Origin of the sequence: Geminisphaera colitermitum TAV2 (assembly GCF_000171235.2) — a bacterium.
GTDB lineage: Bacteria > Verrucomicrobiota > Verrucomicrobiia > Opitutales > Opitutaceae > Geminisphaera > Geminisphaera colitermitum.
Genome location: NZ_ABEA03000021.1, coordinates 16935 through 28432 on the forward strand (window position 1 = coordinate 16935; position 11498 = coordinate 28432).

The 11498-nt window shown below is 61.0% G+C and carries 8 protein-coding genes and 2 pseudogenes; 6 read left to right on the plus strand and 4 right to left on the minus strand.

Features of this window, described 5'->3' with window-relative positions:
* Positions 1 to 114 precede the first annotated feature (114 nt).
* Entirely contained in the window at positions 115 to 984 is an 870-nt protein-coding gene (locus OBACDRAFT_RS03290) for a TrmH family RNA methyltransferase (RefSeq protein WP_043582730.1), read from the plus strand.
* 240 nt (positions 985 to 1224) lie between these two features.
* Here the strand turns inward: OBACDRAFT_RS03290 and OBACDRAFT_RS29240 are convergent, their stop codons facing one another.
* The 4 genes from OBACDRAFT_RS29240 to lpxK form a co-directional block, all read right to left on the minus strand.
* Positions 1225 to 1923 carry a hypothetical protein gene (locus OBACDRAFT_RS29240; protein WP_232766598.1) on the minus strand — a complete coding sequence of 233 codons (699 nt, stop codon included), beginning with the start codon at positions 1921 to 1923 and terminating at the stop codon, positions 1225 to 1227.
* A 65-nt stretch (positions 1924 to 1988) separates the two neighbouring features.
* Positions 1989 to 2765, minus strand: a complete 777-nt coding sequence (locus OBACDRAFT_RS03300) for a TorF family putative porin (protein ID WP_043582732.1) — start codon at positions 2763 to 2765, stop codon at positions 1989 to 1991.
* Positions 2766 to 2854: 89 nt separating this feature from the next.
* The gene (locus tag OBACDRAFT_RS03305) at positions 2855 to 4501 is read right to left on the minus strand and encodes a DUF11 domain-containing protein (RefSeq protein ID WP_043582735.1); all 1647 of its coding nucleotides are present in this window, start codon (positions 4499 to 4501) and stop codon (positions 2855 to 2857) included.
* 376 nt (positions 4502 to 4877) lie between these two features.
* Positions 4878 to 6110 (minus strand): tetraacyldisaccharide 4'-kinase, encoded by a 1233-nt coding sequence (gene lpxK / locus OBACDRAFT_RS03310; protein WP_043582737.1) that lies wholly within the window; start codon positions 6108 to 6110, stop codon positions 4878 to 4880.
* Positions 6111 to 6347: 237 nt separating this feature from the next.
* Here lpxK and OBACDRAFT_RS03315 point away from each other — a divergent pair, with 237 nt between their 5' ends.
* The 5 genes and pseudogenes from OBACDRAFT_RS03315 to OBACDRAFT_RS03325 form a co-directional block, all read left to right on the plus strand.
* Positions 6348 to 7442, plus strand: coding sequence for a pyridoxal-phosphate-dependent aminotransferase family protein (locus OBACDRAFT_RS03315; protein WP_043582755.1), 1095 nt, complete (start codon positions 6348 to 6350; stop codon positions 7440 to 7442).
* Positions 7443 to 7583: 141 nt separating this feature from the next.
* Positions 7584 to 8336, plus strand: a pseudogene (locus OBACDRAFT_RS30495) (DNA topoisomerase); the annotation flags it as partial.
* 130 nt (positions 8337 to 8466) lie between these two features.
* A pseudogene (locus OBACDRAFT_RS30500) lies at positions 8467 to 9036 on the plus strand (DNA topoisomerase); the annotation flags it as partial.
* A gap of 103 nt (positions 9037 to 9139) precedes the next feature.
* On the plus strand, positions 9140 to 10447 hold the full coding sequence (locus OBACDRAFT_RS30505; protein ID WP_269799049.1) for a type IA DNA topoisomerase: 1308 nt from the start codon (positions 9140 to 9142) through the stop codon (positions 10445 to 10447).
* Positions 10448 to 10695: 248 nt separating this feature from the next.
* A partial coding sequence (locus tag OBACDRAFT_RS03325) for a tetratricopeptide repeat protein (protein WP_043582739.1) occupies positions 10696 to 11498 on the plus strand: 803 nt, incomplete at its 3' end.

Here is an 11498-nt window from a genome sequence, read left to right on the forward strand (position 1 = left end):
TCCGGCGGCAGCCTCCACTGCACTCCTCGATTGAATGCCCGTTTTTCAGGCTCCGTTTTTTCTCTGTTCTTTGGACTACGTTTTTTGGACATTTAGCTTTCAGCCTTTCCCCGCATGTCTCCCGTTGAACGCATCACCAGCCTCCAGAATCCACGCGTGAAACAACTCGTGAAGCTCCGTGACCGCCGCCCGCGCGACGAGGCCGGGGTGTTTCTGGTCGAGGGCTACCGGCAAATCCGCCGGGCACTCGAAAAAAATGTGCGCATCAACGAACTGTATTTTTCCAGCGACTGGTTTCTCGGCGAAAACGAACCCGCGCTCATCGACCAGGCGGCGGCGGCGGGCGCACAAGTCATCGAACTTTCCAAAGACGCGTTCGCCAAAGTCGCCTACCGCGAACGTCCCGACGGGCTTCTCGCCGTGGCGCCGCAATGGCGGCACTCGCTGGCCGATCTCGCCGCGCGTCTGGATGCCCCCCCCCTCTCCCCCCCCGCCGCCGACCGATCCGAGCGTGCGCCGTTCCTGCTCGTGGTGGAGGCCATCGAAAAGCCGGGCAATCTCGGTACGATCCTGCGCAGCGCCGACGCGGCGGGCGTGGACGCGCTCATCGTGTGCGACCCGGTAACGGATTTGTTCAACCCCAACGTCGTGCGCGCCTCAACCGGCGTGCTGTTCTCCGTGCCCGTGATCGTGGCCGGGAGCGGCGAAGTGCGCGAGTGGTTGCGCGAACGCGGTATCCGTTCGGTGGCTACAACGCCGTCCGCCACCACGCTCCACACGGACAGCGACCTGCGCGGTCCACTCGCCATCGTGATGGGGAGCGAACAATACGGCTTGAGCGACTACTGGCTGGCCGAGGCGGATGCGCGCGTCCGCATCCCGATGGCGGGCCAGGCTGACTCGCTCAATGTGGCAATGGCCACGATCATCACGCTTTTCGAGGCGGTGAGGCAGAGGTCGGAAAAGCTAAAAACTGAAAATTAAAAAGCTAAAATGGGTTCTGAATTTCAGCTTTTAGAGCATTTTATTAAAAATTGTAGCCGTTATCTTAACGGTAGGGAGGCCTCTCCGAGGCCTCCGAAACCACGCTCCAAGCACCTATGAGTTTCGCATCTTCACACTACGCACGGCGGAGGCCTCGGAGAGGCCTCCCTACCATGTATCAAATGGCTACAGCTTAAATGAAACTGCTCTAGCTTTTCAGTTTTTAGCTTTTTTCGTCACTCACTCGATCCGGCTGACGGGCTCCCAATCACTCATGTTGCGAGCGTCGTAGAGCATGCCGGCGGTGCTACGGTTGAACTCGGCGGCGGACACCCGGAATCCGTAACGGTTGCCACTGGCGTCGCCATCACGCGTGCAGACGAGGTAGTAACCGGTGGGACGCGACATCTTGTCGCGGACTACAAAAAATTGCCCTCCAAGCGAAGAACTGGGGAATGTCGGTGCAGGAGTTGGAGCCGGCGTCATGTCGGAGGGCGGAGGCGTGTAAACGGGCGCGGACGGCGGCGGCGCAGACGTGGTGGTGGCAGGCGGCGTCGTGACACGGCGGGCGGGCGGCGTGGAGGGCTGGGTGGCGGCGCGGCGGGCGGGTTCGGGAGACTGGGCAGGCACGCGAGGGGTGGGCGCGGCTTGTTGCTGGGGCGGAGCCACCGGGACGGGCTTTGGGGGGGGGGGGGGGGAGGACAGGGGTTCCAGTTTGGGGAAGAAAATAGAAGGGATTTCTGTCACCTTGTCAGTCGCCCGCGAAAAACGATCACGCCATGAGGTCAAGTCTCCGGTATTCGTGGCCGGGGAGTCTGAGCTTGAGCGGGGCACGGGACGCAGAGCATTCCAGAGCAGCCAGCCGGCCAGCACGCACACGATCAGGATTAACAACAGAGGCAGGAAACAACCACGACGGCGGGAGGATTTTTTGCTCACGGGGAAGAAAAAAACAGGCGCTGCCTCCAATTACAAGAAGCAGCGCCCGGAATGAGTGTTATTGTTTAGAAGTTATACGTTGCACGGCCAAAGCCCCAGAAATGGGAGTTGCCGTCCGAGTAGTTTCTCGTGCCGCTGGTGTCGCTGAACTGAACACCGAGGGTGATCGTGAAACGGTCGGTGACGTGGTAAGGCAGTTCGGCGGTGGCACCGAAGTAGCAGTAGTCCTCGTCAACATCGGACCCAGCTCGTTCGGGGAAGATGTCGGAGGCATTCACGTAGCCGATAAAGGTGCTCAGGCGCATGCCGAGCTTGCCGGTGAGGTGGCGGGCGTAGCCGAGCGAGACTTCGCCGGTGAACGCTTTGCGGTTCAGGTCGAAGTAAACGTAGGCGCTGGCCGCGAGACCGGGGACCTGCGGGATGTTGGCAACGAGTCCGAAGTAGGGCTCGAAGGCCTGTGCGATGGTGTCACCATGGCCATTCTGGTTGAGCTTGTTCGGGTAGTAGTAGTAGGTGCAGCCGAAGTCGTAGTTGAGCCAGTCGTTGAGCTTGTTGGTGATGCCGATGTAGGCGTCCCATTCGCTCATGCCTGCGCCGTCGAGGGGCTGCACGGTGTAGGCACCGGCATAGATGAGTTGCTCAGTGAAATCCATCTTGACGCCAGCGGTGATGGCTTCGTTGGAGCGCTTGATGCCACGGAAGACGTGCTTGGTCGTCACGCCCGCGTCAGCGGTGAAGGTTACGTCGAGCTTGTTGCTGTGGTCCTGCACGATCGCCTGGGCGGCGAGTCCGGAGGCTCCGAGCACGAAAGCCGAGAGGAGGAGGGAAGTTTTGATTCTCATTTTTTGGTTGGTTATTGATTTAAGCAATTAAACGGACGGCCAATCGGTGAAGATTCGCCGTCCGTTGATGGGGATCGTTTACCGGTTGATTAGTAAACGAAGGTGGACTCGTCCTTGATCACGGGCTCGTCGAGGAAGGAGCTCATGAATTCGAGGCGGGCGCGACCGGAGCCGGTCTTGACGCCTTGGGCATCGATGCGGAGCTTGATCGTGCGGCGAGGTTCGAGGAGGACGTCAGGGAAGGTCACGGTCTGGCCTTCGATGGTGCCTTGGAAGTCACCACCGGTGGTCATCGGACGGAGATGCGGGCTGAAGGTGACCTTGTACTGGCCGTTGACGGGCTTGAAGTTACCTTGGTTCTTGATCTCGATGTTGTAGGTGGTGGTCTGGCCGACGCGGATCGGGTCAACGGTGTCAACCATTTCGGTCAGCACGCCTGGAGGTCCTTCCCATTCGGTGCGGGCCTCGGCCTTGGCGGTGAGGGTGCGTCCGGTGGGAGCGTTGCCGGTGGCGAGGGCGGCGTTGAGGGTCTCGCCCGTGGTGGCGTTGGTCAGCACCACGTTGAAGGTGCGGGCCTGGCCGGCGGCGAGGGTCGGGATGGTCCAGCTCACGCTGCCACGACCAGCCTGACCGGCGGGTTCGGTGGAGACGAGTTCGGTGCCCTTGGGCAGATCGTCGGTGACGACGACATTGGAGAGGGTGGTGTTGCCATCGTTGCGAACCACGATCTGGTAGCTGGCGGTCTTGAACACGTAGGTGCGGGGTGTGCCGACCTTGGAGATGCCGAGCTTGGACTCAACAATGTTGACCGGGGCCTGGGCCTGGACGGGCTGGCCACCGACGTAGTTGGCTTGGGCGATGTTGGTCAGCTGGCCGACGTTCTGGGCCTTGGCAATGACGGTGACTTCGCGGGTTTCGCCGGGATTCAGGTCGCCAATGGCGGGCTTGAGGTCGCTGCTGCTGGTCATGCCGGCAGGAAGGATGTCGGTGAGGGTGACATTGCGGGCGACACCGGTGCCGGCGTTGCGGACGGCGATGCGGAAGGCGATGTCTTCGCCGCGTTCAGCAGTGGCGGGACCGGTCTTGGTGATTTCAAGACGGGGTGAGCCGGCGAAGAGCGGGAGGGTGACCATGGGATCAACGCACACGCGGCTGCTGGTGACGAAGTTGCCTTCGGTCTGCGGGCGCACGGTGACGAGGAGATCCTTGACTTCGCCCTTCTTCATGGAGGGCCAGGACCAGTTGAGGTCGTTGCCGCTGACCTTGGCGGACGGCTCGGAGCTCACGTAGGAGAGTCCGGCGGGCAGGTGCTCGACGGCGGTGATGTTGGTGATGTCCTCAAGGGCGGTGACACGCAGGCGGTATTGATAATCGCTGCCCACCAGTTGGCCGGAGGAGACGAGGGTCTTGTCAATCGTGTAGAGATTGGAGTTGAACTGGCCGGCACCGGAGACGGCGCAGCCAGCGGTGCTCTTCGCGGAAGCCGGGGCCGGGGCGGGAGTCGCCTTGGCGGGGGCCGGAGCGGCCTTGACGGCGGGAGCCGATTGCGCGGGCTGAGCCGGGGCATTGCCCACGACTTCCACCGCAGGCATCGATGGGAAGTTTTGTGAGGGAGGCATGGCCCGATCACTCGGGCGGGCTTGGGCGGTCGTTCCAAAGAGGACCGCAAAACCGAGGGTTGCTGCAGCAAGAGTGCTGCCGAGGGAGGCCTTTTTCAGGCGTGTTTTTGTTCTCATATGATTCTAGTCGTTGAGGATAGGTAATCTCAAATCTGAGTTACACTACACCACGTTTTTTGGATCTGTAATGCAACAAGCCGTGCATAATAGACTTTCGCCAGCATCCGCCTAGTCCGGTAAACGCCTGACCCAAGTCAAATAAAATAAATAAATGTATAGTTATTTAATTTAAATAAAGGATCTTAGGAATATGATTCCATTAAGACCCCTTGGCGACAAAAATAGCTTTTTTGATTTTCTCCGCATCGGGCTCCAATTTTGAGCGTTGTTCAACGCATCTGCCATCGGGTGGCCTCGCCGTTCCTCCAGTCCTGTCAGCCATGCCCCGCCGCCCTGTCGGCATCGGCCAATCCGGCCGGTATCCGCCGGTTTTTTATGAGGTTGTTTGCGAAGTCTGCGATAACGGTGATCGCGTGCCGAAGCTGGGGCCTTCGTTCTTGGGAAAACAGATGCGCCCCACCGCTTCGTCAAAGTCAGTCGCACCGCGGATGATGTCGATTTCCAGCCGCAGGTAATAGATTGGTACGGCGCAGGGCAGATCCTCGGGGATGCGCACCGCGTCCTTTTCGGTGGTGATGATGCAACCGACTTTGCGGTCGAGCGCCTCGACGAAGATCGAAACAAAATCCTCCGAGTTGAACCGGTAGTGATCGAGAAACCTCCGCGTGAACTCAATGTGCGCCCCCAGATCGCGCAGGAATTTCTCAAAACTCTCCGGCACCGCGATGCCGCTGAATGCCCCCACGCGCCGGTCGCGCAACCAGGAGAGCGGCTGGCGTTCGTCGCTGCCGAGGCGTTGCAGATACTGCGGACGGTGCGCGCACTCGATGATTTCGGCGTTGGGGTTGTGCGTGTTGATGAGGTCTTCCAACTCCGGATCACGCTGGCCGTTGGATTTCGTTAAAAACACATAACTTGCCCGCTTCAGGTGTTTTATTGGCTCGCGCAGGATGCCGCGCGGCAACAGGTGGCCGTTGCCAAAGGGATTGGTTTTGTCCACGAGCAGCAGGTTGAGCCGGCCCTTGAGCGGCAGGTATTGGAACCCGTCATCGAGGATGAGCGTGTCGCAACCAAATTTCTTTATCGCGTAGGCCCCGGCCTTGACACGATTTTTGTCCACCAGCACGAGCACGCCCGGCAGATTGCGCGCCAGCATATAAGGTTCGTCGCCCGCCTTTTCCGAATCGAGCAGCACCCGCTGGCCGTCGCTCACGATGCGCGGCGGCGGCTCCGATGTATGGGAAAGCCAATACCACCATTTTTTCCAGATCGGCGGCGCCTTGCTCCGGTATCCACGTGAGAGAATCGCCACTCGCCGTCCACGATCGCGCAGGGCGCGGGCAAATTTTTCCACGACCGGCGTCTTGCCCGTGCCGCCGACCGTAAGGTTGCCCACCACGACAACGAGGCAGCCCAGCGGCTGGTCATGCAATATCCGATTCCGATACAACCAGTAACGCAACTGCACGATGCCATTGAACAACCACGACAACATTTGCAAAAACGCCGCGAAAAGCGCCGCGCCCACGCCCGAACGCCGACCGAAAATCACATCGATCGTGAACTGCTCAAAGGCGGTGGCTTTGCGTTTAAACCAAGAAGACATGCGCGGTCATGCGAAATGCACTAAACCGTGATTAACAGCCACAAAATCGCCCGAGCGCCAGCGGGAACTGCGCGGAGTTGCACGATGAAATTGCACCGGCGCGGATGCACCTGCGGGAATTGATGTTTGACGGTGTCGAGACCCTGCGGCTTGGCTCTCCGCTTTCGTCCGCCTCTCCGTTCATTCCACCACGGCCTGCCCAACACCTTTTCATCTCCGCACCTTTTTTTCTCATCCATGAGCTACAAACTGTTCATTCCCGGCCCAATCGCCGTATCCGACAAGACGCTCCGCGCCATGGCCCAGCCCATGATCGGGCACCGCAGCAACGACTTCGTCGCGCTCTACAACTCCATCCAACCCGAGTTGCAGGCCCTCTTTTATACGAAAGACCCGGTCTATCTCTCCACCAGCTCCGCCTGGGGCGTCATGGAAGGTGCCGTGCGCAACGTCACCCGACCGGCCAGAAAAGTGCTCAATTGCATGAACGGCGCATTCTCCGACAAGTGGAACGACGTCTCCAAACGCCTTGGCCGCGCCGCCGGGTTCATCAAATCCGAATGGGGCCAACCCGTTGACCCTGCCGCCATCCGCGCCGAACTCGCCACCGGCGACTACGACGCCATCACCTTCATTCACAACGAAACCTCCTGCGGCTGCATGAGCGACATCGTCGCCATCATGAAAGTCGTCCGCGAGTTCCCCGACGTCATCTCCATCTGTGACACCGTCAGCTCCTTCAGCGCCCTGCCGATCAAGAAGGACGAACTCGGCATCGACATCTTTATCACCGGCTCGCAAAAAGCCCTCGCCCTCCCCCCCGGCCTCGCCCTCATCTCCGTCTCCCAACGCGCCCTCGACCGCGCCGCCACCATCAACGATCGCGGTTACTACTTCGACCTCGTCGAATTCCAGGCCAACCACGAAAAAGGCATGACGCCCAGCACGCCGACCATCGCCCTCATCTACGCCCTCAAGTCCAAGCTCGACGACATCAAGGCCGAAGGCGTGGAAAACCGCTATGCCCGCCACGCCCGCCTCAACCAGACCGTGCGCGACTGGGCCTTTGCCAAAGGCTTCAAACTCTTCCCCAAGGACGGTTACGGCTCCGTCTCGCTCAACTGCTTCGCCAACAACCTCAACTACGACATCGCCGCTTGGAACAAAATCCTCAAGACCGAGCACTCCCTCGTGATCGACGGCGGTTACGGCAGACTCAAAGGCAAGACCTTCCGCATCTCCAACATGGGTGACGAGACCGACGAAACCATTGCCTCCCTCATCAAGTCTCTCGACGCCGCCCTTGCCAAGACGCCCAAGCTCGCCGCGTAACGCGCCGCTCGCGCTCCTCACGCCTGCTTTCACAGCCCGCGCCCTTACACCGGCGCGGGCTTTTTTTCACAGGACGCCATCCCCTCATGACAAACAAAACCCTTGTCATCCCCATTCACGCTCCCTAATCGCCCGCCCCTTATGAAGTCACTCATCATCGCCGAAAAACCCAGCGTAGCTGCCGACCTGGCCCGAGCCTTGGGCAAACTACAAAAAACCGGCGACTATTATGAGAACGACACTTACGTCATTGCCGCCGCCGTCGGCCACCTCGTCGAACTCGAAATGCCCGAAGACATCGACAAAAAGAAATACGGCTTCTGGCGTCTCGAGACCCTCCCCATCATCCCCGAAAAATTCGGCCTCAAGCCCATCGCCGACACCAAAGGAAAATTCGACCTCCTCAAAAAACTCCTCGCCCGCAAAGACATCGGCCAAGTCATCAACGCCTGCGACGCCGGGCGCGAAGGCGAACTCATCTTCACCTACATCTACCAACTCGCCAAATCCAAGCTCCCCATCAAACGCGCCTGGATGCAGACCATGACCCCCGGCGGCATCCGCGAAGCCTTCGAAAAACTCCGCGACGGCTCGCAAATGACCGGCCTCGCCGACGCCGCCCGCTGCCGCTCCGAATCCGACTGGCTCATCGGCATCAACGGCACCCGCGCCCTCACCAAACGCATGTTCGGCTCCCGCGCCGGCAACGTCGCCTCTGTTGGCCGCGTCCAGACCCCCACCCTCGCCATCGTCTTCGCCCGCGAACTCGAAATCCGCAACTTCGTCCCCCGCGACTACTGGCGCGTCACCGCCACCTTCCAAGTCACCAACGGCACCTACGAAGGCACCTACCAGCGCCCCAACTACAAAAAAACCGAAAACGACGACCAAGACCGCGCCGACCGCATCTGGGAAAAAACCCTCGCCGACACCGTCCACGCCGCCTGCAAAGGCCCCCCCCCCCCCCGCCGCCATCCGCGAAGAGAAAAAAGCCGCCACGCAAATCTCCCCCCGCCTCTACGACCTGACGACCCTCCAGCGCGAAGCCAACAACCGCTACGGACTCTCCGCCCGCCGCACCCTCCAAATCGCCCAGGCCCTCTACGAAAAACACAAAATGATCACCTACCCGCGCACCGACTCGCGGGCCCTCCCCGAAGACTACATCCCCACCTGCCGCGAAACCCTCCAAAACCTCCACGCCGACCTCGCCCCCCACGCCCGGCGCGTCCTCGATTCCGGCTGGGTGCGTCCCAACAAACGCATCTTCAACAACTCCCAAATCAGCGACCACTTCGCCATCATCCCCACCGGCACCGAGCACAAAAACCTCGATGAAATGGAGGCCAAAGTGTTCGACATGATTGCCCGTCGCTTCATTGCCGTCTTCCACCCCGCCGCCGAGTTCGACGTCACCACCCGCATCACGACCATCGCCCCCGGCCACGACTTCAAGACCGAAGGCAAAGTCCTCACCACCGCCGGCTGGCTCGCCGTTTACGGCAAAACCGCCATCGACGACGACGACCTGGGAACGCCGAGCCCCAACTCGGCAAAACCAAGCGCCAACGCCGCCAAACCGTTACCCGCCCTCACCCCTGCCGACGCCAACCGCGCCCGCACCCTCGACGCCATCCTCCACGCCGAAACCACCAAGCCCCCCCCCCCGCTACACCGAAGCCACCCTCCTCTCCGCCATGGAAGGCGCGGGCAAACTCGTGGACGACGAAGACCTCGCCGACGCCATGAAAGAACGCGGCCTCGGCACCCCCGCCACCCGCGCCGACACCATCGACGGCCTCATCAACCAAAAATACATGGAGCGCAACCAGCGCGAACTCGCCCCCACCCCCAAGGCCGAGCAACTCTTGGAATTCCTCACCGCCGTCCGCGCCGAAGAACTCACCCAACCCCGCATGACTGGCGAATGGGAATACAAACTCCGCCAGATGGAACACGGCAAATTCTCCCGCGACCAATTCATGCGCGAAATCATCCGCGTTACCGAAGGCATCGTCGAACGCACCAAAACCTTTGAAGAAACCGACGACACCGCCCGCACCACCGACATCATCTGGCCTGCCGACGGCAAACCCCTCCTCGAAACCCTCCGCGGCTACCGCACCCAGGACGGCACCCTCACCATCTACAAAGTCATCACCGGCCGCAAAATCGACGAAACCGAAATCCGCCAACTCGTAGCCACCGGCGAAATCGGCCCCCTCGACGACTTCGTTTCACCCCGCACCGGCAACCGCTTCCCCGCCAAACTCCGCATCGTCCCCGACCCCAAGGACGCCGACAAAAAGAAAGTCGAACTCGACTTCGGCAACAAAGTGGACCTCGGCGAACTCCAGCCCATCTGGACCGACCCCGCCACCGGCGTCGAACTCTGCGAAGCCCCCACCAACTACATCCTCCGCCAACGCGATCCCGCCACCGACACCGGCTGGAAACAAACCTTCTCCGTTGGCCGCATCATGTGCAAACGCCCACTGGAACGCAAAGAAGTCATCACCCTCGTCACCACTGGCAAAAGCCCCCTCATCGAAAACTTCACCTCCAAGTTTGGCCGCCCCTTCAAAGCCTATCTCGTGAAAAACGGAGCCAAGATCGGCTTTGAATTCCCCCCCCGCGAAGCCAAGACCGGCCCCGACGGCAAACCCGCCGCCCGTGGCCCCCGCAAAGCCAAGGCCCCGCTCGATCTCAAGAGCGCCCGCGTCCTCGGCCTCAGCAAACTCCACGCCGACGGCACCCTCTACGAGACAGCCGACGCCTACATCGTTGCCAAGCCCGGAGCCGACGACCAGCCCCGCACCGTCTTCGAGGTCAAGAAGAACCTCTGTTCGCTCGACCTTCCCGCCGGGGAGATCCAGCGTCTCGTGACTGAAGGCAAGACCGACCTCATCGAAGGATTTGTCTCCAAGCGCGGCAGCAAATTCTCCGCCTACCTCGTCCTGAACAAAACCAAGACCAAGGCCGATTTCGAATTCCCCCCGCGCTGAGCGCGGGCGCGGTGCGGACGCCCGCCGATGGGAGAATGCAGAATAAAGAATGAGACAACGGCTCCCCCCACAAGGGGCTGCGGCATATTGGTGCCCATTTTCCTCTGAAAACGAACGCATCCCCTCCCGGCGCACGATTCCCCAAAATCCCCTTGACGCATACCCCCCTGCCAAAGCGTCATGAACGTTTACTGCCGATCCGCCGCTCTGCCACTCCAACCCACCCGTCCGCCTCGCGTCCTCTCGACATGCCCATCCGAACCCGCCTCCTCCACACCACTGCCCTCGCCGTCACCCTTGCCCTCGCCGCCCCTGCCATTGCCGAGGAAGCCAGCGGCCCCAACCTCGAACTCGCCTGGCGTGATGCCTCCATGGGACTCGTCATCGAAGCCCGCCAAGCCTTCAGCCAGGCCGAAGGACGCGAAGCCCGTTTCGGCGAAGCCATCACCCTCCTGCTCACCCAACCCAAAACTGACGCCAACATCGAACGCGCCGCCCAACTCCTCAACAAAATCATCGAACAAAACCCCACCGACACCCAAGGCATCATCGCCCGCTATCACCTCGGACGCCTCGAACAAGCCCATCGCACCCCGGCCAACCTCGAAGCCGCCGCCGCGCACTACCGCCAACTCCGCAAGACCGCGCCCAACCACCCCCTCGCAGAAGAAGCCCTCGTCAAGCTCGGCATCATTGAACTCTACGCCCCAAGCCTTACCGACGAAGCCCGGCTCAAGCTCCACCGCCACTACGCCGCCCAAGCCAACCAACTCACCAGCAACAGCGCCCGCCGCGACCTCCACTTCCTCCTCGCCCAAGTCGCCCAACGCTACCGATTCAGCAAAACCCTCACCCTCGACCATTACCTCGCCGCCGACAAGGAAGGCATCCTCCGCACCGCCACCCGCGCCGACGTGTATGTCAGCATCCTCACCCTTGCCCGCGACCTCAACCGCCCTGCTCTCGCCCGCCAGTATTGCGACCGGTTTTTGGCCGAATACCTCCGCGACAACCGCCGCTACATGATAGAAGAAATCAAACGCGAACTCCC

What these genes read in the sequence shown, in the direction of transcription:
- OBACDRAFT_RS30505 (WP_269799049.1), top strand. Translation starts at nt 9,140, where the DNA reads ATGGAAGGCGCGGGCAAACTCGTGGACGACGAAGACCTCGCCGACGCC.
- OBACDRAFT_RS03290 (WP_043582730.1), top strand. Translation starts at nt 115, where the DNA reads ATGTCTCCCGTTGAACGCATCACCAGCCTCCAGAATCCACGCGTGAAA.
- OBACDRAFT_RS03300 (WP_043582732.1), bottom strand. Translation starts at nt 2,765, where the DNA reads ATGAGAATCAAAACTTCCCTCCTCCTCTCGGCTTTCGTGCTCGGAGCC.
- OBACDRAFT_RS03305 (WP_043582735.1), bottom strand. Translation starts at nt 4,501, where the DNA reads ATGAGAACAAAAACACGCCTGAAAAAGGCCTCCCTCGGCAGCACTCTT.
- OBACDRAFT_RS03315 (WP_043582755.1), top strand. Translation starts at nt 6,348, where the DNA reads ATGAGCTACAAACTGTTCATTCCCGGCCCAATCGCCGTATCCGACAAG.
- lpxK (WP_043582737.1), bottom strand. Translation starts at nt 6,110, where the DNA reads ATGTCTTCTTGGTTTAAACGCAAAGCCACCGCCTTTGAGCAGTTCACG.